Origin of the sequence: Streptomyces sp. NEAU-YJ-81, from assembly GCF_017592595.1 — a bacterium.
GTDB classification, from domain to species: domain Bacteria; phylum Actinomycetota; class Actinomycetes; order Streptomycetales; family Streptomycetaceae; genus Streptomyces; species Streptomyces hygroscopicus_B.
In genome coordinates this window covers 916,899-941,386 of the sequence record NZ_JAGFNO010000001.1, presented here as the reverse complement: position 1 = coordinate 941,386, position 24,488 = coordinate 916,899, and the positions used below count along the sequence as shown (strand labels likewise).

4 protein-coding genes are annotated in these 24,488 nt (G+C 73.1%); 2 read left to right on the top strand and 2 right to left on the bottom strand.

Going from position 1 to position 24,488, the window contains the following annotated elements; genetic code table 11:
• Positions 1-8: 8 nt before the first annotated feature.
• Positions 9-11,780: a non-ribosomal peptide synthetase gene (locus J5X86_RS04175; RefSeq protein WP_208515403.1), complete on the bottom strand. Its 11,772-nt coding sequence runs from the start codon at positions 11,778-11,780 to the stop codon at positions 9-11.
• A gap of 154 nt (positions 11,781-11,934) precedes the next feature.
• A complete protein-coding gene (locus tag J5X86_RS04170) occupies positions 11,935-22,941 on the bottom strand; it encodes a non-ribosomal peptide synthetase (protein WP_208515402.1) in 11,007 nt (3,668 codons plus the stop codon).
• Between J5X86_RS04170 and J5X86_RS04165 the strand changes: the two genes are divergently transcribed.
• Positions 22,925-23,122 (top strand): hypothetical protein, encoded by a 198-nt coding sequence (locus J5X86_RS04165; protein ID WP_208515401.1) that lies wholly within the window; start codon positions 22,925-22,927, stop codon positions 23,120-23,122. The genes J5X86_RS04170 and J5X86_RS04165 overlap by 17 nt on opposite strands.
• A 93-nt stretch (positions 23,123-23,215) precedes the next feature.
• A complete protein-coding gene (locus tag J5X86_RS04160; protein ID WP_208515400.1) occupies positions 23,216-24,433 on the top strand; it encodes a cytochrome P450 in 1,218 nt (405 codons plus the stop codon).
• Positions 24,434-24,488 lie beyond the last annotated feature (55 nt).

Here is a 24,488-nt window from a genome sequence, read left to right as displayed (position 1 = left end):
CAATCGGGTCACTTGAGTTCCCGGAGCTTCTCGTTGAGTACGCGGCCGATCTCGGCGGCCGGTTCGGGCCGCATCAGGTACGGGTGGGCACATCCGATCCGCCGGTACTCGATCCGTCCCTCGACATGGGGCCGCCACCGCTCGGCGCGCCCGGCCAGGTCGGCCGCGGGCACCGACGGGTCCTCCTCGGCCACCAGCACCAGCAGGTCGCCCCGGTAGGGGACCGGTTCATAGGCCATGAACAGCCGGCGGTTGTTGGCGAAGGCACGGGCCAGGGCGGCCACGTTGTCCTCGTCCAGGCTGGCCAGCACGGACTGCCGATCCCGCAGCATGGTCACCACCTGGCCGTGCGTGAGCCGCGCGTCGCCCAGGGCGTCCACGTCGTAGCCCTCGAAGTCCAGCAGCACGCGCAGCGCGTCCTGTTCGTCCGGCAGCCGGTCGGGCAGCGGCTGGGAGCGGTCGAGCGGGTACTCGTCCAGGTTGACCAGCAGCGCCACCTCCTCGCCCGCGGCCTGCAGCAGCGCCGCCATGGCGTGGATGACCGTGCCACCGAGCGACCAGCCGAGCAGGGCGTACGGTCCGGTGGGCTGGACCCGGCGGATCTGGGCGACGTAGTCGGCCGCCATCTCCTCCAGGGTCGCGGGGAGCGCGTCCCCCTCACCGCCCAGTCCGCGGCACTGCAGCCCGTAGACCGGATGCTCGGCGTCCACGCTCCGCAGCAGCGCCGAGTAGCTCCAGCTCAGCCCGCCCGCGGGGTGGACACAGAACAGCGGGGTGCGGCTGCCGTGCTCGCGCAGCGGAAGCAGCACATCCAGCGAGTCCTGCTCCGCGTCGCCGCCGAGCTTCTGGGCCAGTTCGGCGACGGTGGGCGCGGTCAGCACCGTCCGCATGCCGAGCTTCACGCCGAACGCCGACCGGATCCGGTTGACCAGGCCCATCGACATGATGCTGTCGCCGCCCAGGTCGAAGAAACTGTCGTGGACGCCCACCACGTCAAGACCCAGCGCCTCCCGGAACAGCCCGCACAGGATCTCCTCCTGCGGGGTGCGCGGGCCGCTCCACTCGCGGGGGTTGTAGTCGGGTGCGGGCAGCGCCTTGCGGTCGACCTTCCCGTTGGCGTTCAGCGGCAGCTCGTCGAGCACCATGAACGCGGCCGGGACCATGTAGTCCGGTACGGCCGCGGCCAGCCGCTCGCGCACCGCGGCGGTGTCCAGCCCGCTGCCCGCCGCCGGCACCAGATAGGCGGCCAGCCGCTTGCCCGCGCCCTCGTCGCCGCGCAGCACGACCGTGGCCTGGCCCACCTCGGGGTCCCGGGCCAGCGCGGCCTCGATCTCGCCGAGTTCCACGCGGTAGCCGCGGATCTTGACCTGCTCGTCCACCCGGCCCAGGTACTCCAGCTGCCCGTCCGCGTTCCAGCGCGCCAGGTCGCCGGTGCGGTACAGCCGGCCGCCCGGCGCGCCGAACGGATCGGCCACGAACCGGGCCGCCGTCAGAGCGGGCCGGCCCAGATAGCCGCGGGCGAGCTGGCCGCCGCCGATGTAGAGCTCGCCGACGGCGCCGCGCGGCGCGGGCCGCAGCCCCGCGTCGAGCACATACAGCCGGGTGTTGGGAGTGGGCCGGCCGATCGGCACCGCGCCGGACGGGGTCTCCTCGCCCGGCTCCAGCCGCAGCACCGCGCAGCCGACGGTGGCCTCGGTGGGCCCGTACTCGTTCACCACGGCCACGTCCGGGTGGGCGGCGCGCCAGGGGGCCAGCGCCTCGCCCAGTAGCTGCTCACCGCCGATCACCAGCTCACGGGTCGGGGAGCACTCCGGGTCCACACCTGCCAGCAACGGCAGATGCGACGGGGTGACCTTGCAGAACGCGGGCCGGACCCGCCCTTCCGCGGGCTGCTCCAGCTCCGCCACATGCACACAGCCACCGGTCGTCAGCGGGCCGAACAGCGAGGTGACCGCCATGTCGAAGGAGACCGGCGAGTGCAGCAGGGCCCGCTCGCCCAGCGACGGATACGCCTCGGCGGCGTAGTCGAGGTACTGGGCGAACGAACGGTGCTCCACCACGACGCCCTTGGGCCGCCCGGTGGACCCCGAGGTGTAGATCACATACGCGGGGCTCTGCGCATGCCATCGCTGACCTGCGGGAACGGCGGGCGCGGGCCCATCCGACGGCTGGTCCAGCAGCCGCACCGGCGCCGCCGTCTCCGGCAGGCCGGGCGCGATGTCCGAGCGGGTCAGCACCAGCACCGGAGTCGCGTCGGTGAGGACGTGCGCCAGCCGGTCGGCCGGGTCGCCCGGGTCCACGGGCAGATAGCCGCCGCCCGCCTTGAGCACCGCGAGGGCGGCGATCACCAGGTCCGCCGAGCGCGGCAGCGCCAGCGCCACCAGCCGCTCGGGGCCCACCCCGGCCCCGATCAGCTCGGCGGCCAGCCGGTCGGCGGCCGCGTCGAGCTGCGCGTAGCTGAGCCGGGTGCCGTCCGCGGCCAGCAGCGCCGGGGCGTCCGGGGTACGGGCGGCCTGGGCCTGGAAGCGCTCGGGCACCAGGGCGCCGGGCGCGGGCCGGGCCGTGGCGGTGAACTCCTCCAGCAGCGTGCGGCGTTCGTCCGTGGCCAGCAGATCGACCCGGTTCACCGGCTGCCCCGGCGCGCCGATCATGGCGTCGAACGCCCGCACCAGCCGGTCGCCGATGGCCGCCACGGCGTCACGGTCCACGACGTCCGACCGGTAGCCCAGACGCAGCCGCAGGGCGCGTCCCGGCATCGCCACCAGACTGATCGGGTAGTGGTTGGCGTCCGAGCCGTAGGTGCCGATGATGCGCAAACCGTCCTCGACGGCGGGCATTCCGTCGCCTTCCAGCGGATAGTTCTCGGTCACCACGATCGTGTCGAACAGCGTGTCCGGCTCGACCAGGCGCAGCACGTCCTGGAGGCCGAGGTAGTGGTGGTCCATCACCGCCGTCTGCTGGCCCCGCAGCCGCTCCAGCAGCGTCGTCCAGGTGTCGATCGGCTTCAGCTCGGCGCGGACCGGGACGGTGTTGATGAACAGGCCGACCATGGTCTCCACACCCGGGAGGTCCGCGGGGCGGCCGGAGACGATCGCGCCGAACACCACGTCGGTCCGGCCGGTCAGCCCGGACAGCACCACGCTCCAGGCCGCCTGCACGACCGTGTTCAGGGTCACCTCGTGGCGTCGGGCCAGCGCGGTCAGATCCGTGGTGGTGCGTTCGGGGAGTTCCACGAGCAGGTCGCCGGGGACCTCGGCGGTCCGTCCGTCGCTGTCGGGCGCGATGAGCGTCGCGCCGTCCACCCCGGAGAGCACCGTGCGCCATGCTTCGCGTGCCGCCTGCTTGTCCTGCCGGCCGAGCCACGCGAGATAGTCGCGGTACGGGGTGACGTCCGGCAGCGCCGACTCGTCGCCGTCCGCCTCGTACAGCGCGAACAGCTCACGCATCAGCAGGGGGCCCGACCAGCCGTCGAGCAGCAGATGGTGATTGGTCATCAGGAACCGGGCCAGCCGGTCGCCCATGTGGATCAGGGTGAAGCGCAGCAGCGGCGGCCGCTCGGGGTCGAACCGGCGCACCCGGTCCTCGTCCATCAGCGCGTCCAGCCGGGCAGCCCGCTCCGCCTCGGGCAGATGACCGAAGTCCAGCTCGGTCCAGGGCAGTTCGAGGTCGCCGACCACCACCTGTACGGGTCGGCTCAGCCCCTGCTGGCGGAAGCCCGCGCGCAGGTTGGCGTGGCGTCCCAGCAGGGTCCGCGCGGCGCCGCGCAGCCTGTCCGCGTCCAGCGGGCCCGCGAGGTCGATGCCGAGCTGCACGGTGTAGAGGTCGGGCTCGTCCTCGTCGAACTGGGCGTGGAAGAGCAGCCCCTCCTGCATCGGCGTGAGCGGCAGGACGTCCTCCAACCGCTCCGCTCCCGCGGACTCGACCGCCTCGATCTCGTCCTGGGTCAGCGGGACCAGCGTCAGGTCGGAGGGGCTGTAGCCGCCCGCCTCCGGCCGCTCGGCGTGCCTGACCAGGGCGGTGAGCGCGGTCAGCCAGTTCTGGCCCAGCTCGCGGACCTCGTCCTCGCTCAGCAGCTCGCCCGCCCAGGACACATCGGCGACCAGACGAGGGCCGTCCGGCAGGTCCTGGGTCATCGCGGTGATGTCGACGGTGTGCGCGAGCGGGCGCTCGGGGTCGCTGCCGCCGTCGAGGTCGAAGCCGTCCGGGGCCGGCCCCTCGGCCAAGGTGGCCTCCGCGGTCGCCACGGCGGCGGGGAAGCGGCCCAGGTAGTTGAAGCTGATCTGGGGCTCGGTCAGCCGCGACAGCACCGGAGCGGTCTGCGGGTTGAGGTACCGCAGCAGACCGTAACCGATCCCGTTGTCCGGCAGGGCGTGCAGTTGCTCCTTGACCCGCTTGAGCACCCGGCCGGTCGCCGGACCGCCCGCGCGGTACTCGGCCCAGTCGTGCGGGCCGGGGTCGAGCCGTACCGGGAACAGGCTGGTGAACCAGCCGACGGTCCGGGACAGGTCGACGCCCTCGTCGAGCTCTTCACGGCCGTGGCCTTCCAGGTTGACCAGGAGATGGCCGGCTTGGTGGCCCCGCTGGGCGCGCCACTGGGTGACGGCGGCCGCGAACGCGCTCAGCAGGACATCGTTCATCCGGGCGTGGAACGCGGCGGGCACGGTGGTGAGCAGGGCCGAGGTCTGCTCGGTGGGCAGCGTGAGGATCAGCCGCTTGGTCGTCGCGGTGATGTCCCGCGCGGGGTCGAGCGGCCGGTCGGCGAGCGCCGGGTCGGGCTCGGCGAGGGTGTCCAGCCAGAACTTCAGCTCCTCGATCCGCTCCGGCCGCTGGGCGGCGTCGGAGAGCCGCTGCGCCCACTCCCGGAACGAGGTGCCGACGGCGTCGAGTTCAGGGGTGCCGCCGTCCGTCTGCGACCACGCCGTGGTCAGGTCCGGCAGCAGGATGCGCCAGGACACACCGTCGACCGCCAGGTGGTGGATGGTGAGCAGCAGCCTGCCGTCGACGTCCGGGCCGGCGTCGAACCAGACGGCCTGGAGCATCAGCCCGGCCTCGGGGTCGAGCCGGTCCCAGGCGCCCTTGGTCTCCTCCGCCATACGGGCCCGGGCCCGCTCCTCGTCCAGCCCGGTCAGATCGACCCGGCGCAGGCAGTCCGCCGCCCGGACCGCGCCGCGCTCGGGCACCTCCAGGCTCCACACCACGCCACCGGTGCGGCGCAGCCGCATCCGCAGCGCGTCGTGGTGGTCGAGCACCGTCTGCAACCCGGACCGCAGGCGCTGCTCGCCGAGGTTGGCCGGGACCATCATCATGTTGGTCTGGCTGAACCGGTCGGGGCGGCCGCCCCGCTCGCGCATCCAGTGGATGATCGGCGTCAGCGGTACGTCGCCGACCCCCGCTGAGGCCGCGACGGGCTCGGCCGCGGTGGCCCCCGCGGGAGCGTCCTCGACGGCTGTGGCCTTGGCGAGGCCGGCCACCGTCTTGTGCTCGAACACATCCCGCGGCGTCAGCTTGACGCCCGCGTCACGCGCCCGGCGGACCAGCTGGATGGACATGATGCTGTCCCCGCCGGTGTCGAAGAAGCTGTCGTGGATGCCGACCCGCTCCAGCCCGAGGACCTCCGCGAACAACGAGCACAGCAGCTCTTCCCGGGGGGTGCGCGGCCCGTCGGTGGGGGCGGCGGCGCCCGCGTACTCCGGCTCGGGCAGCGCCTTGCGGTCGGTCTTGCCGTTGGGGGTCAGCGGCAGCGCGTCGAGCACCACCACCGCGGCGGGCACCATGTAGTCCGGGAGCGCGGTGGCCGCGTGGGCGCGCAGCTCGGCGCCGTCCAGCGGTGCGGCACCCGTCTCGGGCACCACATAGGCCACCAGCCGCTGGTCCCCCGGGCGGTCCTCACGCACCATCACCTCCGCCTGCGCCACCGAAGGGCGGCTCAGCAGTACGGAGCGGATCTCGCCGGGCTCGATCCGGAAGCCGTGCAGCTTGACCTGCTCATCGGCGCGGCCGAGGAACATCAGCTCACCGTCGCGGGTCCACTTGGCCAGGTCCCCGGTGCGGTACATCCGGCTGCCGGCCGGGCCGGACGGATCGGCGACGAAGCGCTCGGCGCTGGTGCCGGGGCGGCCGAGGTAGCCGCGGGCGAGCCCGTCGCCCGCGATGTAGAGCTCACCGGCCATGCCGGTGGCCACCGGCCGCAGTTCGGCGTCCAGCACATGGACCCGGGTGTTCGGGATCGGCGTGCCGATGGGCGGCTCGGCCACCCCGGACAGCGGGGCGCTGATGGTGGCACACACCGTGGTCTCGGTCGGGCCGTAGGCGTTGACCATCCGCCGCCCGGCCGACCAGCGGCCGGCCAGCTCCGGCGGGGTCGCCTCACCGGCGACCAGCAGGGTGGTGCCCGCTGGCACCTCGCCGTCGCCCATCACCCCGAGCGCGGCGGGCGGAATGGTCGCCTGGGTGACGCGCTGCTCGGCGAGCAGCCCGGCCAGCGGGGCGCCCGGGTCCAGGCGCTCGGTCGGCGCCATCACCAGGGTCGCGCCGACCGGCAGCGACTGGCACAGCTCGGCGAACGCCGCGTCGAAGCTCGGCGAGGCGAACTGCAGCACCCGGCTGCCCGGGCCCAGCCCCAGCGCCTCGGCGTAGCCGGTGGCCAGGGCGGCGACACCGGCGTGCGAGACCACCACGCCCTTGGGCCTGCCGGTGGACCCGGAGGTGTAGATCACATACGCGGGGTGCCGCACCGACACCCACACCTGCGGCGCGGTGTCCGGCGCGCCCGCGACCCGGGCGGCCGTGGCCTCGTCGTCGAGGACCAGCACCGTGGCCGAGCCGGTGGACGGCAGGGTGGCCGCGATGGCCCGGGTGGTGACGACCACACCGGGACGGGCGTCGGAGAGCATGTAGGCCAGGCGCTCGGCGGGATAGGCCGGGTCCAGCGGCAGATAGGCCGCGCCGGCCTTGTGCACCGCCAGCACCGCGGTCGGCCACTCCTGCGAGCGGGGCAGCGCGAGGGCCACGAACCCCTCGGGGCCGGCGCCTTCGGCACACAGGACGTGGGCGAGCCGGTTGGCCCGGCGGTCGAGTTCGGCGTAGGACAGCTCGCTGCCCTCGAAGGCCACCGCGGGGGCGTCGGGGTGCTTCGCCACCTGCCGGGCGAACAGCTCGGGGAAGGTGGCCCGGCCGAGGTCGGGGCGGCCCGTGTCGTTGACGCGGGAGAGCATCGTCCGCTCGTCCTCGGTCAGCACGGACAGTTCCTGTACGCGCAGCCCGGGGTCGGCGGCCACCCGCTCCAGCAGCCGCTCCAGCCGGCCGAAGAGGTCCACGACTGTCCGCCGGTCGAAGAGGTCCAGCCGGAAGTCGACCAGCGCCTGCATACCGTTCGGGCCGCCGTCGGCGGTGGTCCGCTCGTTGAAGGTGAACGCGAGATCGAACTGGGTGGCGTTCACCGGCACCGGATACGCCTCGGCGTCGACCCCGGGCAGCCCGACCGGGGCGCTGCCCGCGGCCTCGACGTTCTGCACGTTCAGCCAGATCTGGAACAGCGGGTGCCAGGCCAGCGAGCGCTCCGGGTTGAGGAGCTCGACCAGCCGCTCGAAGGGCACCTCCTGGTTGGCGTACGCGGCGAGATCGTACTCGCGGACGCGGTCCAGCAGTTCCCGGAAGGTCGGGGCGCCGGAGGTGTCGGTGCGCAGCACCAGCGTGTTGACGAAGAAGCCGATCATCCCCTCGAGCGCCTTGTCGTTGCGCCCGGCGATCGGCGAGCCCATGGGGATGTCGGAGCCCGCGCCGAGCGCCGAAAGCAGCGAGGCCAGACCGGCCTGGAGCACCATGAAGAGGCTGGTCCCGGTCTTCCGCGCGACGACGGTCAGCGCCCGGTGCAGCTCCGGGGAGATGTCCATCTCGACCGTCTCGGCGGTGTAGTCCGCCTCCGGGGGCCGCGGGCGGTCCGTCGGCAGCGCCAGCACATCGGGGATGCCCTCCAGCCGCTTGCGCCAGAAGTCGAGCTGCTGGGCGACCGGGCTCTGTGGATCGTCCTCCTCGCCGAGCACCTCGTAGTTCCACATCGTGTAGTCGGCGTACTGGGCGGTCGGCGGCTCCCAGCCCGGTGCCGCTCCCTGTGCCCTGGCCAGATAGGCGGCGGTGAGATCGCCGGCCAGCGGGCCGACCGACCAGCCGTCGCCCGCGATGTGGTGGAGGAGCAGCAGCAGGACGTGGTCCTCCGGGCCGATCCGGAACAGGGTCACCCGCAGCGGAGTCTCGGTCGCCAGGTCGAAGTCGCGCGCCGCCTGCTCCGCGATCGCCGTGTCCAGGTCCCGCTCGTCCACGGCGGTGACGACCAGGTCGGTCGCCCCCCGCTCCGGGCTCAGGATCAGCTGCCGGGCCGCCCCGTCGGTCTCGGGGAAGATCGTGCGCAGCGTCTCGTGCCGGGCCGTGACGTCGCGGACGGCCGCCCGCAGCGCCTCCTGGTCCAGCCGTCCCCTCAGCCGCAGGCCGATGCTGATGTTGTGGGCCGCGGCGCCGTGCTCGAACCGGTTGAGGAACCACAGCCGGCGCTGTGCGTAGGACAGCGGGATCCGCTCGGGCCGCTCCACCGCGCGCACCGGCGGCCGGGCCGCGTCGGCGCCGCGCAGCCGGGCCGCCAGCCGGGCCACCGTGGGGGCCTCCCACAGGACCCGCAGCGGCAGCTCCACGGCGAAGGCCGCCCGGGCCCGGCTGACCAGCCGGGTGGCGTGCAGCGAATGCCCGCCCAGCTCGAAGAAGTCGTCGTGGATGCCGACCGCGTCCAGGTCCAGCGTCTCCATGAACAGCCCGCACAGGATCTCCTCCTGCGGGGTGCGCGGGGCGGCACCGGTGGACAGCTCGCCGAAGTCGGGCGCGGGCAGCGCCTTGCGGTCGGTCTTGCCGTTGGGGGTCAGCGGCAGCGCGTCCAGCACCATGAACGCCGAGGGCATCATGTACTCCGGCAGCCGCGCGGTGACGGCCCGGCGCAGCGCGGGCACCGGCACCGCCGCGCCCGGGGCCGCGACGACGTATGCCACCAGCCGCTGCTCACCCGACCCGGCCTCGCGGGCCACGACCGCCGCCTGGGCGACCTCGGGCAGTTCGGCGAGCACGGTCTCGATCTCGCCCAGCTCGATGCGGAAGCCGCGCACCTTGACCTGGTCGTCGGTGCGGCCGGCGAACTCCAGCTCCCCGTCGTCCGTCCACCGGGCCACGTCACCGGTTCGGTACATCCGGGTGCCGGGCGCGCCGAAGGGGCAGGCGACGAACCGCTCCGCGGTCAGGTCCGGACGGCCCGCGTAGCCGCGCGCCACGCCCCGCCCGGCGATGTAGAGGTCGCCGAGGACCCCGGGCGGGGCCGGTGACAGCCCGGCGTCCAGGACATAGACCTGGGTGCTCGCGATGGGCCTGCCGATCACTGGCGCACTGGCCGGTGTTGTGCTCGGTGCGCCCGGTGTGGTGCTCGGCGTCCCACTGCCGTCGGGCCCGGCGAGGCGGGCGGCGGTCGACCATATGGTGGTCTCGGTGGGGCCGTAGAGGTTCGTCACCTCGGAGCCGAGTTCGCACAGCCGGGAGGCGAGCCCGGCGGGCAGCGCCTCGCCGCCGACCAGCACCCGCAGCCCGGAGAGCGCCTCGGGGTGCTGGGACACCAGCGCCTGCCACAGGGTGGGGGTCGCCTGCATGACCGAGGCGCCGGTGCTCTTCAGCAGCGCGGCCAGCCTGGGGACGTCGATCACCTCGTCCCGGGTGGCCAGGACCACCCCGGCGCCGGACACCAGCGGGGTGTACAGCTCCAGGCCCGCGATGTCGAAGGCGATGGTGGTCACCGCGGCCAGCCGGTCCCCGGGCCGCAGGGCGAACCGGTCCCGCATGTCCTGGACGAAGTTGGTGAGGTTGTCCCGGGTGACCACGACGCCCTTGGGCCGGCCCGTGGAACCCGATGTGTAGATGGTGTACGCGGGGTGGTCCCCCGCCACCGGGGCGAGCCCCGGGGCCTCGCCGGACAGGGCGGCCAGCCGGTCGCGGACCGCGGGGTCGTCCAGCAGTACCCGCGTCGCGCCACCGGCCGCGGGCACCGAGGTCACCGAGGAGTCGGTCACCACCACCGCGGGCGCGGCGTCGGTCATGATGTACTCGACGCGCTCGGCCGGGTATTCGGGGTCCAGCGGGATGTACGCGCCGCCGGTCTTCCCCACCGCGAGCAGGGTGGCCACCAGGTCCGCCCCGCGCGGCAGCGCCACCGCCACCCGCGTCTCGGGGCCGACGCCGAGCCCGGACAGCAGCCGGGCCAGCCGGTTGGCGCGGGCGTCCAGCTCGCCGTAGGACACCTCGGCCCCGTCCGCGACCAGGGCCACCGCCGCCGGGTCGGCGGCCACCGCGGCCTCGAACAGTTCGGGCACCGAGGTGTCCGGGGCTCCGGCGTCGGGCTCGTTCCAGCCGTTCAGGACGGTGCGCAGCAGTTCGGGCGCGAGCACTTCGGTGCGGCCCACCGGAAGGGACGGGTCCGCCTCGATCCGCTCCAGCATCCGGCAGAAGCCGTCCAGCAGGGCCCGCGCCCGCTCGGCCGGGTACAGATCGGGCCGGTATCCCAGGCGCAGCCGCAGCGTGGGGCCGGGGGTCGGGAACAGGGTGAGCGCGTAGTGGGTGGCGTCCTGGCCGGTGATGTCGGTGATCCGCGGCCCGTCGATGGGCTCGGTGATGCCGTCGGAGTCCAGCGGGTAGTTCTCGAAGACGACGAGGGTGTCGAAGAGTTCACCGGTGACCGGCGTGGACTCCTGTACGGCGGACAGCGGCAGGTGGTGGTGGTCCAGCAGCGCGGCCTGCTGTCGCTGGACCGCCGTCAGCAGCTCGGTCCAGGGGGCGCCGTGGTCCACCCGCACCCGGACCGGCAGGGTGTTGATGAACAGCCCCACCATGGACTCCACCCCGGGGATGTCCGCCGGGCGCCCGGAGACGGTGGCGCCGAACACCACATCGCCGCGGCCGGTCAGCCGGCCGATCAGGACGCCCCAGGCGCTCTGCACCAGCGTGTTCAGGGTGACACCGGCGGAGCGGGCGAGCTCGCCGAGCCGGGCGGTGAGGTCCGCGGGCACCTCGGCGACCAGGTCCTCGGGCAGCACCTCGGCTCCGGGGCCGGCGTCGGGCACCAGGAGCGTGGCCGAGTCCACCCCCGCGAGCGCCTCCTGCCAGGCCCGCTTCGCCGCGGCCTTGTCCTGCCGGGACAGCCAGGCGAGATAGGTGCGGTAGGGGGTGACCGGCGGCAGGGTGGTGTCCTCGCCGCCCGCGCGGTAGTGCTGGAACAGCTCCTGCATCACCAGCGGGGCGGACCAGCCGTCCAGCAGGATGTGGTGGGCGGTGAGCACCAGCCAGAAGGCGTCGGCCGCGACCTTGATCATGGTGACCCGCAGCAGCGGCGGCCGCTCCATGTCGAAGCGCCGCTTGCGGTCCCCGGCGGCGAACTCCCGGACCTTCGCCCGCTGCTCCTCCTCGGAGACATCACTGAAGTCCAGCTCGGTCAACGGGAGTTCGAGGTCCCGGAGGATCACCTGCATCGGGTCGCCGGTCGTGCGACGCCGGAATCCCGCGCGCAGGCTCGCATGCCGCCGTATCAGGGTGGCCGCCGCGCGGCGCACCGCCGGGGCGTCCACCGGGCCCTGGATCCTCACCGCCAGCTGCACCGTGTAGACGTCGAGCGCGTCCGCGTCCTCGGAGTACTGCGCGTGGAAGAGCAGCCCTTCCTGGAGCGGCGACAAAGGCAGAAGGTCCTCGATACGTGTCTGCTTCACTGCACAGGCTCCCTGGGCGTCTTCGTGATGCGATGTGTGACGAGTGCGCAGGCGGATCGGCGGGGCCCTTCTCGCCCGTCGGCGAGGCCCGCCGATCCGACCGTAATGGCGCTGCGGCCCGGCGAAAGCCGCACATAAACAACTCCGAAGTGGGCTACTGCCAGTTGTCCAGTTCGCTCGCGAGCTGGTCCAACTCGTCCTGGCTGACCTCGATCAGATCCATGTCGGACGGAGTGTGGCGGACGCCCTGCGGGGTGTCGGCATGGCGGGCCAGCGCCTCCAGCGCCCGGATCCACGCCTCCGCGAGGTCCCGCACCACGGCCTCCTCCAGCAGCGCCGAGGGCCACTGCCAGAGCACCGACAGCTCGGGTCCTTCCGGGCGGTCCTGGGTGGACGCGGTGACCTCCAGCGCGTGGGCGACCGGCATGTCCGGATCCTCGCCGCCGACCGCGCCGGCTTCGGGGGCGAGCGCCCAGTCGGCGGCCTCGGGCGTGCCCGAGGAGTTGAACCGCCCCAGGTAGTTGAACCCGATCTGCGGCTCGGCCAGGCCCCGCAGCGAGGGCGCGGTGTCCGGGTTGAGATGGCGCAGCAGGCCGTAGCCGACGCCGTTGTCGGGCACCTGGCGCAGCTGCTCCTTGATCCGGGCGAGGACGTCGCCGACGGTCGCCCCGCCGGTCCACACCTCGCCCCAGTCGATCCGCCCGGGGTCCAGGAACAGCGGGTACATGCTGGTGAGCCAGCCGACCGTACGGGACAGTTCGGTGTGCTCGGCGATCTCCTCGCGGCCGTGGCCCTCGAGCGCCACCAGCAGCCCGCCCGCGGCCCCGCCGAAGTGCCGGCGGCGCCAGTCGGCCACCGCCAGGGTCAGCCCGGTGAGCAGCACGTCGTTGACCGACGCGCGGAACATCTCGGGCAGCCGGGTGAGCAGGGTCCGGGTGGTGTCCGCGGACAGCGCCATGGTGATCGCGCGCTGCGTGCGGGTGAGGTCCCGGGACGGGTCGACGGTCAGCTCGGCCAGTGGCTCCGGGGCCTGGGCGAGGCGGCCGCGCCAGACCGGGAGTTCGGCGATCCGCTCCGGCGTCACGGCTTCCTCGGCCAGCGTCCGCGACCAGCGGCGCAAGGACGTGCCCACCGGGTCGAGTTCGGGGGTGCGCCCGTCCCGTACCACCTCCCAGGCCCGTGCCAGGTCCGGCAGCAGGATCCGCCAGGAGACGCCGTCGACGACGAGGTGGTGCAGCGAGAACCACAGCCTGCCGCGCTCACCGGGCCCGGCGTCGAACCACACGAACTGGGCCATCGTGCCGTCCTCGGGGGCGAGCCGGCCCACCGCCGCGTCGCTCTGCTCGGCGAGGCGGGCGCTCCGCGCCGCGTCGTCCAGGCCGGTGAGGTCGACCCGCCGGATCAGGTCCGCCGCGCGGACCGCGCCGCGGGCCGCCACCTCCAGCGACCATTCCCCTTCGGTCCGGTTCAGCCGCGCCCGCAGGGCGTCGTGGTGGTCCAGCAGCGTCTGCACGGCGGTGACCAGCCGGTCCAGGTCCAGCTCTGCGGGCGTCTGCAGCAGCATCGACTGGTGGAACCGGTCGATGGGCCCGTTCCGCTCGCTGAGCCAGTGCAGGATCGGGATCGCGGGGATCTCCCCGATACCGGCGTCCGGGTCCTCCGCCTCGGCCTCGGGGACGGTCCCCGCGGCGGCCGCGAGGGCCGCGACCGTCTGGTGGCGGAAGACGTCCTTCGGGGTGAAGACCAGACCCGCGGCGCGCGCCCTGGCCACCAGCTGGATCGAGACGATGCTGTCGCCGCCCAGGTAGAAGAAGCTGTCGTCGACGCCGACTTCCTCGACCCCGAGCCCCAGCACCTCCGCGACCAGCCCGCGCAGGGTCTCCTCACGGGCGCCGCTCGGCGCACGGGAGGTGCCGCCCTGCTCCGGTGCGGGCAGCGCCTTGCGGTCGATCTTTCCGCTGGTGGTCAGCGGAAGCGTGTCGAGCGTCACGAACGCCGCCGGAACCATGTAGTCGGGCAGCCGTCGCGCCAGCCCGGCCCGCAGTGCGTCGATGTCGAGGTCGCCCGCCCCTGCGGTGGGCACCACATAGGCCGTCAGCAGCCGCACCCCCGGGCGGTCCTCGCGCACGATGGTGGTGGCGCGGTGCACATCGGGGTGGTCCGAGACGGCCGCGGTGATCTCGCCCAGCTCGATCCGCAGCCCGCGCAGCTTCACCTGGTCGTCGGTGCGCCCGACGAACTCCAGCTCGCCGTCGGCGCGTCGGCGCACCAGGTCGCCGGAGCGGTACATCCGCGATCCGGGCGGCCCGAACGGGTCGGCCACATAGCGCTCGGCGGTCAGCCCGGGGCGGCCCAGATAGCCGCGGGCCAGCGAGACGCCCGCGATGTGCAACTCGCCCACGCAGCCGAGCGGTACCGGGCGTAGCCGCTCGTCCAGCACATGCAGCCGCGAGTCGGCGACGGGCGCGCCGAGCGCCGGTACGGCGTCGTCGGTCAGCAGCCCGCTCATCGCCGCCACACAGGTGGTCTCGGTCGGGCCGTACACATTGTGCATCCGCACCGTGTCCCGCCACCGGCCGATCAGCTCCGGTCCGAAGGACTCACCGCCGACGACGATCTCCATGCCCTCGGGCAGCCCGCCTTCGGGCAGCGCGGCCAGGGAGGCGGGGGTGATGAAGGCGTGGGTGACGCCGTACTCGGCGCACAGGTCGAGATACGCCTGTCCGGCGGTGGGCCGGTCGGCCGGGACGACCACCAGCGCGCCGCCCACCAGCAGGCTCATGGCCAGCTCCAGGAACGCCGCGTCGAAGCTGGCCGAGGCGAGCTGCGGCACCCGGGCGCCCGGGCCGACGCCCGCCCGCTCCACCAGCGTCGCGCAGAGCTGCGCCACTCCGGCGTGGGTCACGGTCACGCCCTTGGGCCGGCCGGTCGATCCGGAGGTGTAGATGACGTAGGCGGGGTGCTGGGGCGACAGGGCAACGGCGGGCACGGACGCGTCGGCCGTATCAGAGGGCTCCGCCGCGTCCAGCGCGTCGAACAGCGCCGTGGGCACGGTGGTCCGCGGCAGCCGTCCGGCGACGGCGCCGGAGGTCAGCAGCAGGGCGGGCTCGGCGTCGTCGAGCATGTACCCGATGCGGTCGCCCGGCAGTTCCGGGTTGATCGGCAGATAGGCCGCCCCCGCCCGCACCACCGCGAGCAGCGAGACGATCAGCTCCGGCGACCGCGGCAGTGCCACCGCCACCAGCTTCTCCGGTCCCGCTCCCCGCGCGGCCAGCGCCCGGGCGATCCGCTCGGCCCTCGCGTCGAGGTCGGCGAAGGTCCAGGTCCCTTCCTCGGTGAGCAGGGCCGGTGCGTCCGGGGTGCGGGCCACCCACCCGGCGAACAGCTCCGCCATGGTGGCCGGGGGCACCTCACGGACCGCGGCGTCGTTCCACTCCTCGACGATCCGGTGGCGCTCCCCGGGCAGCAGCACGTCCAGCCCGTCCACCGGTGCGGACGGATCCGCGACGGCGGCGGCCAGCAGCCGCGCCAGCCGGTCCACCAGCATCCGCACCGTGTCCCGTTCGAACAGGTCGGTGCTGTAGGTGAGCGCCCCCTCGATCCCCGCGGGCGCGCCGTCGTCCCGGTGGGTCTCCGACAGGGTGAAGGACAGGTCGAACTTGGCCACGTCGTGGCCGATCGGCTGCGGCCCCGCGACCACCCCGGGCAGTTCGACCCTGCCCTCGGCGGTGTTCTGGAACGCCAGCATCACCTGGAACAGCGGATGCCGGGACGCCGAGCGCTCGGGGTTGATCAGCTCGACCAGCCGCTCGAACGGCAGGTCCTGGTGGGCGTACGCGGCCAGGTCGGTCTCCCGCACCCGCTCCAGCAGCTCGGCGAAGGTCGGGTCGCCGGAGACATCGGTGCGCAGCACCAGTGTGTTGACGAAGAAGCCGACCAGGTCGTCCAGGGCGTCGTCGGTGCGGCCCGCGATCGCCGTGCCGAGCGGGATGTCGGTGCCCGCGCCGAGCCTGCTGAGCAGCGCGGCCAGACCGGCCTGTACGGCCATGAAGAGGCTGGCCCGGTGCTCCATGGCCAGGTCGCGCAGGCCGCGGTGCACCTCGGCATCGAAGCGGAAGGTGACCATATCGCCGCGGTAGCTGATGGCCGGCGCACGGCGGTGGTCGGCGGGCAGCGCCAGCTCCTCCGGCGCCCCTTCCAGGGCCGACCGCCAGAACGCGGCCTGCCGGGAGATGGTGCTGTCCGGGTCGTCCTCGCTGCCCAGCACCTCGTGCTGCCACAGCGTGTAGTCGGCGTACTGCACGGGCAGCGGGGTGAACTCCGGGGCCCGGCCCGCGCTGCGGGCCGCGTAGGCGGCGGACAGATCGCGGCCCAGCGGGGCCATGGACCAGCCGTCGCCCGCGATGTGATGGACCACCAGCGCCAGCACATGCTCGGTCGGGCTGAGCGCGAACAGCCGCCCCCGTACCGGGATCTCGGTGGCGATGTCGAACGCGTACCCGGCGGCCTCGGCGAGCGCCGCCTCCAGACCGGCCTCGGTGACCTCGGCCACCGGCAGCTCGGGCACCACGTCCAGCACCACCTGGCGGGGGCGGCCGGCCACCTCCGGGAAGACGGTGCGCAGGCTCTCGTGGCGGGCGACCACATCGGCCAGCGCCGCGCGCAGCGCCTCCCGGTCCAGCTCACCCGTCAGCCGCAGGGCCATCGGCAGGTTGTAGGTGGCGCTGGGCCCCTCGAACCGGCCCAGGAACCACAGCCTGCGCTGGGCGAAGGACAGCGGCACCGCCTCGGGCCGCTCCCGCGCGGTCACCGCGCGCCGCGCCCCGCCCGCGTCGCCGATCAGCCCGGCAAGGCCGGCGGGCGTCGGCGACTCGAACAGGTCGCGCACACTGAGCTCCGCGCCCAGGGTCGTACGGATCCGGCTGGTCAGCCGGGTGGCGAGCAGCGAATGACCGCCGAGGTCGAAGAAGTTGTCGTCCACCCCGGCCTCGGGCACCCCGAGCACCTCGGCGAACAGCCCGCACAGCGCGGCCTCCTGCGGGGTGGCCGGCTCCCGCCGCTCGGCGTCCTCCCGTACCGGCGCGGGCAGCGCCCGGCGGTCCAGCTTGCCGTTGGGGGTCAGCGGCAGCGTGTCCAGGGCGACGAACGCGCTGGGCACCATGTACTCGGGCAGGGTGGTGGCCAGATGCTTGCGCAGTTCGGCCGGGGCCGGGGCGGTCCGGCCGGCCATCGGGACCAGGTAGCCGACCAGTTGGTGAGCCCCGGGCCGGTCCTGCCGGGCCAGGACGGCCACCGAGGCGACGTCGGGGTGGGCGGCCAGCGCCGTCTCGATCTCGCCGAGCTCGATGCGGAATCCGCGCACCTTGACCTGGTGGTCGGCCCGCCCCACGAACCGCAGTTGTCCGTCCTTGTCCCAGCGCACCAGGTCACCGGTGCGGTACAGCCGGGACCCGGCCGGGCCGAAGGGGTCGGCGACGAAGCGCTCCGCGGTGAGGCCGGGCCGCTTCAGATAGCCGCGGGCCAGCCCGGTGCCGGCCAGGTACAGCTCCCCGACGACCCCCGCGGGCACCGGGCCGAGCGCGTCGTCCAGCACATAGACCCGGGCGTTCCACACCGGGCGGCCGATGGGCGCCGCGGCGGGCCAGTCCGCGGGGTCGGCGGGCAGCGTGGTACCGGTGATCACATGGCTCTCGGTGGGGCCGTAGTGGTTGTGCAGCCGCAGCCACGGGCGTTCGGCGCTGAAGGCGCGCAGCCTCGGGGTGAGCGCCAGCGCCTCGCCCGCCTGGGCGATCACTCGCAGCTCGCCGAGGGCGACACCGCCCTCGAAGGCGGCCTCCGCGACGGCGTCCACCACCAGGTTGGGGGCGTACAGCTCGTTGATCCGGTGCTCCTCCAGCCACCGGGTGAGGGCGGCGGCGTCACGGCGCACCGCGTCGTCCGGGACCACCAGCGTCTTGCCGGTGAGCAGGGTGGTCAGGATCTCCTGGGCGGAGACGTCGAAGCTGATCGCGGTGAACTGCGCGACCCGCGTCCCGGCGCCGCCGCCGATCTCACCGTGGTGCCAGGCGACCAGGTTGGCCATGGCGCCCGCGGGCATCACGACGCCCTTGGGGCGGCCGGTGGAGCCGGAGGTGTAGATGACGTAGACCGGGGCGGCCGGGTGGAGCGGACGGACGCGATCCGCGTCGGTGGGGTCGGTGTCGGCCTGCCCGGCCAGGAGGGCGGCGGTCTCCGGTGTGTCGAGGGCGAGGACCGGGGCCCGGTGACCGCCCGGCAGCACCCCGGTCCGGGTCAGCACCACCGAGGGCGCGGCGTCGGCCAGCATGAAGGAGACGCGCTCGGCCGGGTACTCCGGGTCGATGGGCAGATAGGCCGCTCCGGTCTTGAGCACCGCGCACACCGCCACCAGCAGCTCCGCCGAGCGCGGCAGCGCGATGCCGACCGTGTCCTCCGGTCCGGTGCCCCGTGAGATGAGCAGATGTGCCAGCCGGTTCGCCGCCGCATTCAGCTCGGCGTACGACATCACCGTGTCGCCGTGCACCACGGCCGGGGCGTCCGGCAGCGCATGCGCCTGCCGCTCGAGCAGTTCCGGGAGGAAGGCCCCGTCGAACTGGTGCGCGGTGTCGTTGTAGGTGGTCAGCTGGCGGTGCCGCTCGATCGGGTCGAGCAGGTCCAGGGAGCCGATCGGCCGCTTGGGGTCCTCGGCCGCCCCGGCCAGCACCCGGATCAGACGGTCGACGAGCCGCTGGACCGTCTCCCGGTCGAACAGATCGGTGCTGTACTCCATCCACCCGTCCAGACCGTCCGGTGCGCCGTCGGGTGTGCGCCGCTCGGTCAGCCCGACGAACAGGTCGAACTTGGCCATGTCGCCGAGGTGGTCGTACTGGTCCACCCGCAGGCCCGGCAGCGAAAGCTCGGCCGGGCGGTTGTTCTGCACGGTGAACATCACCTGGAACAGCGGGTGGCGCGCGAGGGAGCGCTCGGGGTTGAGCTGCTCGACCAGGCGCTCGAACGGCACGTCCTGGTTGGCGTACGCGGCCAGGTCGGTCTCCCGCACCCGCTGGACCAGTTCGCGGAAGGTCGGGTTGCCGGAGGTGTCGGTGCGCAGCACCAGCGTGTTGAGGAAGAACCCGACCAGTCCGTCGAGGGCGTCGTCGGTACGACCGGCGATCGGCGTGCCGATGGGGATGTCGGTGCCCGCACCGGACCGCGACAACAGCACCGAAAGACCGGCCTGGGCCACCATGAACAGGCTGGCCTGGGAGGTACGGGCGATGGTGAGCAGCCGCTTGTGCAGCTCCTCGGGGAGGTGGAACGTCACGGTGTCGCCCGCGTAGCTCGCCACCGCGGGGCGCGACCGGTCCACCGGGAGGTTGAGCTCGTCGGGGATCCCGGCCAGGGCATCCGACCAGTAGGCGAACTGCTGGGCGATCGCGCTGTTCTCGTCCGCCTCCTCGCCCAGTACGCGCTGCTGCCACAGCGTGTAGTCCGCGTACTGCACGGGCAGCGGCTCCCACGACGGCGCGGCGTCCTTCAGCCTGGCCGCGTAGGCGAGCGAGACGTCGTGGCCGAAGACGCCCAGCGACCAGCCGTCCCCGACGATGTGGTGCATCACCACGAGCAGGACGTACGTACGGTCGCCGGTGCGGAAGACGCGCACCCGCAGCGGGAGTTCACCGGCCAGCCGGAACCCGGCGGTCGCCTCCTCCTTCAGTGCCTCGTCCAGCCGCTCGGGTGCCGCGCTCAGATCCACCAGGGACAGGTCGAGCTCGGCCTCCGCGGGATCCAGCACCCGCTGATACGGGTCGCCGTCCACGTCCGGGAACACCGTCCGCAGGCTCTCGTGCCTGGCAAGGACGTCCTGGAAGGCATGGCGCAGCGCGTCCAGGTCCAGTTCACCGGTCAGCCGCACGGTGAGCGGGACGTTGTAGATCGGCTTGGCGCCGTCGAACCGGTCCAGGAACCACAGCCGACGCTGGGCGAAGGACAGCGGTACCCGCTCGGGACGCGGCCCGGCCTCCAGCGCGGGCCGGCCGTCCACGGCCTCGTGCAGCCGGCGGGCTATCCCGGCAGGCGTGGCCGTCTCGAACACGGCGCGCAGCGACAGCTCCTCGCCGAAGACCGCGCGGGTCCTGGTGACCAGCCGGGTGGCCAGCAGCGAGTGGCCGCCGAGGTCGAAGAAGTCGTCGTCCACCCCTACCTCGGCCACGCCGAGCAGTTCGGCGAAGAGCGCGCACAGGATCTCCTCCTGCGGGGTGCGCGGCCCGCGCCCGGCCGGCCCGGCCGCGCCGGGCTCGGGCAGCGCCTTGCGGTCCAGTTTGCCGTTGGGGGTCAGCGGCAGGGCGTCCAGGGCGACGAACGCGCCGGGCACCATGTACTCGGGCAGCGCGGCGCCCACGTGTTCGCGCAGCACGGTGGGGGTGGGCACCTCTCCACCGCCCACCGGCACCAGATAGGCGACGAGCCGCTTGTCGCCCGGGGTCGGCTCACGCACCACGACCACCGCACGGTCGATCCGCTCGTGCGCGGCCAGGACCGACTCGATCTCCCCCAACTCGATCCGGAATCCGCGGATCTTGACCTGGTCGTCGGCCCGGCCGGCGAACTCCAGCACGGGCTGCTCGCCCTCGGTGTTCCAGCACACCAGGTCACCGGTGCGGTACATCCGTTCGCCGCCGCCCGCGAACGGATCGGCGACGAAGCGCTCGGCGGTCACACCGGGCCGGTTCAGATAACCGCGTGCCAGGCAGGGGCCGGAGACGTACAGCTCCCCGGTGACACCGGGCGGCACCGGCCGCAGCGCACCGTCGAGCACCCGCAGCCGCGCGGTGCCGAGGGCGGTGCCCATGGGCGGCGCCACCGCGCCGGAGAGCGGCTCGCTGAGGGTGACGCAGACGGTGCTCTCGGTCGGCCCATAGGCGTTGATCATCGTCCGGTCGCCGGACCACGCCTGGACCAGCTCCGGCGCGGACGCCTCACCGCCGACCACCAGCAGGCGTATCGACGGCAGATCGCCCTCGGTGAGCACGGCCAGCGCGGCGGGCGGGATGAGCGCGTGCGTGACCTGGTGCTCGGCGACCAGCTCGACCAGCGCCCGGCCGGGCCGCAGCCGTTCGGCGGGGGCGACCACCAGCGTGGCGCCGGTGAGCAGGGCGGTGTAGGTCTCCCAGACGGCGGCGTCGAAGCTGGGTGAGGAGAACTGCAGCACCCGGCTGCCGGGCCCCACGTCGAACCGCTCGACGTTGGTGGCGACCAGACCGGCGAGACCGGAGTGCGTCACCATGACGCCCTTCGGACGGCCGGTGGATCCGGAGGTGTAGATGACGTAGGCGGGGTTGGCGGACGTCGTCGCCCCCCGCCGCTCGCCCGGCTCGATATCGGTGTCCGGCCTCGCGTCGGTCTCGCGGACGGTGGCCGGGTCGTCCAGCAGCACCCGCGGCGCGGCGCAGACGTCCGGAATCACCTCTGCCGACGCGGAGGTGGCCAGGACCAGCGCCGGGTCGGAGTCGGTGAGCAGATAGGCGATCCGGTCGGCCGGATAGGAAATGTCCACCGGCAGGTAGGCCGCGCCCGCCTTGAGCACCGCCAGCATCGCGACGACCAGTTCGGGGGAGCGCCCCAGGGCGAGCGCGACGACCCGCTCCGGCCCCGCGCCCCGCTCGATCAGGGTGCGGGCCAGGCGGTTGGCGCGGCGGTCCAGTTCGGCGTAGGAGAGGGTGGTGTCCTCGTGGACCAGGGCGACGGCGTCCGGATGCCGCCGTACCTGTTCGGCGAAGAGCGCGGGGATGACGTCACCGCCCGGCAGCGGCTGTGCGGGCATGCCCAGGGCGAGCATGCGCCTCGCCTCGGCGTCGCTCAGCAGGGGCAGTCGGCCGATCAGTTGCTCCGGGTCGGCCGCGAAGGCCGCGAAGAGGCTGCGGAAGCGCTCGCCGAGCACCTCGATGTCCTCGCGGGTGAAGATCTCCTGCCGGTAGCCGAAGTGCAGCCGCAGCCCGTCGCCCGGCAGCGCCGCGATGCTCAGCGGGTAGTGGTTGGCATCGGTGCCCTTGGCGCCCGTCAGCGTGAGGTCACCGGGCAGCTCGGGCAGGTCGTCCCCGCCCATGGGGTAGTTCTCGGTGACGGTGAGCGTGTCGAACAGGGTGCCGTGCCCGGCGGCCCGCTGGATGTCCGGGAGGCTGAGGTGGTGGTGTTCCACCATTCCGGCCGCCTGCCGCTGCACCCCGGTCAGCAGGGACAGCAGGCTCTCCTGCGGGCGCACCCGCACCCGGACGGGCACCGAGTTGATGAACAGGCCGACCATCTGGTCCGCGCCGGCCAGCTCGGCGGGGCGCACCGATACGGTCGAGCCGAACACCACGTCGTCACGGCCGGTCAGCTGCCCCAGCAGAAGCGCCCAGCAGCCCTGGAACACCGCGCTCAGCGTGAGGTCGTTGCGCCGGGCGGTCTCCCGCACCCGGGCGGCCAGCTCATCGGGCATGGTGATGACCTGCTCGGCCGGCGCGATCCGCGCCCCGGTGTCGCCGGGCGCGATCAGCGTGGGCTCCTCCACCTCAGCGAGCACGGTGCGCCAGGCGTTCTCCGCCGCCGCCCGGTCCTGCCGTTCCAGCCAGCTCAGGCATTCGCGGTACGGCGTCACCGGCGGCAGCCCCGAGCCGTCGCCGCGACGGTGGTAGATCTCGAAGAGCTCGAACATGAGCTGGGCGGTGGACCACCCGTCGAGCAGGATGTGATGCGAGTTGAACATCAGCCGGCTGGTGCGCGGGCCCAGCTTGATCAGCGTGAAGCGCAGCAACGGCCCGGTCCCCAGGTCGAACCGGTGCGCCGCCTCTTCGGCGGCGAGCCGCTCCAGCTCCCGCTCCTGGGCCGGCTCGTCGAGCCCGGTGAGGTCGAACTCCCGCCAGGGCACCGGGACTTCCCGCGGAATCACCTGCACCGGCCGGCTCAGCTTCTCGTACCGGAAACTGGCCCGCAGATTGGGGTGCCGGCGCAGCAAAGTGGCCACCGAGTCGCGCATGGCCCCGGCGTCCAGGGGGCCGTCGAGGTCGATCAGGATCTGGGCGACGTAGACATCGAGTTTCTGCTCCCCGTACAGGGTCTGGAACAGCAGGCCTTCCTGCAGTGGCCACAGCGGAAGGACGTCGTCGATGGCTGCTCGCGTCATTATGGAAATCTCCACTCGTCATTCCGGGGTCGCCGACAAAGGGCTCGGTCGCCTGCCACCAGCCTGGATCGCCGAGTTTCATCTCCGGCCGGTCCACCCGGCAACGGCGCTGCAAAAACTTCGTTTTGCGCGTCGCGCGGTGCGGAAGCAGGCCACTTCGAAGAATTCGCACTGCCGCTGACCGGTCGGGTCCGGCCGTGCTGTCATCGGTTCGGCCGCGTGCCGTCAAGCGCCCGCGGGCCCGCTACCCGCACCGCGACTTCAGGGAGTACTGGTGACCAACACCGGCACGCTGTCCCGCTATTGGATGTTCAGCGACGAGTACACACAGGACCCCTATCCCTTCCTCGCCCAACTGCGCGCGGAACAGCCGGTGTGCCGGGTGGAGACCCCGGACGGGGTGCGGGCCTGGGTGGTGAGCCGCTACGACGACGTCCGCGACGCGCTCTCCGACCCCCGGCTCGGCCGGGACATCGGCAAGCTCTACGCGGCGCTGGGCAGGCAGCTCGGCCAGGAGATCAAGCCCGCCGACGAGATCAGCAACCATCTGGCCAACTCCGATCCGCCGCGCCACACCCCGCTGCGCAAGGCGCTCACCTTCGCCTTCACCCCCAAGCGGGTCAGGGGGCTGCGCGACCGCTGGGAGAAGGTGGTCGACGACCTGCTCGACGAGATGGTGCGAACGGACAACCGGGACCTGATCTCCGGGCTCAACGAACCGCTTCCGATCATCACCATCGCGCAGCTCATGGGCGTGCCCGACGCCGACTGGCCGCGGTTCCTGGTGTGGACGAACACCCTGCGCCGGGTGGACGCCAGCGATCCGACGGGCATGATCGCCGAGCACACCCGGCAGTTGTCGGACTACCTCAAGGCGCTGATCGCCACCAAGCAGCGGACCCCGCAGGACGATCTGATCTCCGCGCTGGTCCACGCCGACGAGGACAAGCGGCTGACCGCCGCGGAGGCGCTGTCCACCGCGTTCGCCCTGATGACCGGCGGCAACGACACCACGACCAGCCTGCTCAACGGCTCCTTCGCGGCGCTGCTCACCCATACCGGCGAGGCCGACAAGATCCGGGCCGACTGGAGTCTGCTGCCGAACGCGGTCGAGGAGCTGCTGCGGTTCACCAGCCCGCTGATCAACTCCCTGCAGCGGGTCACACTGGAGCCGGTCGAGCTGTGCGGGGTGAAGATCCCCAAGGACGAGATCGTCATCATTTCGCTGGCCGGGGCGAACCACGATCCGCACGCTTTCCCCGAGCGCCCCTCGGAGCTGGACATCACCCGTCCCAAGCCCGCGCATGTGAGCTTCGGATACGGAATCCACTACTGCCTGGGCTCCCATATGTCCAAGGCGCTGACCGAGTTGGCGATTCGACGGGTCTATGAACGCTTTCCCGGCATCCGGCTGGCCGTGCACCCCTCGGAGGTGCGTTATCAGCCCGGACTGATGGTCCGCCCGATGATCGACCTGCCGGTGCGTTTCTGAACGGCGCACAGCAGCATCACCGCCCGGGACCCGCCGTCAGCGCGCCCCGGGCTCT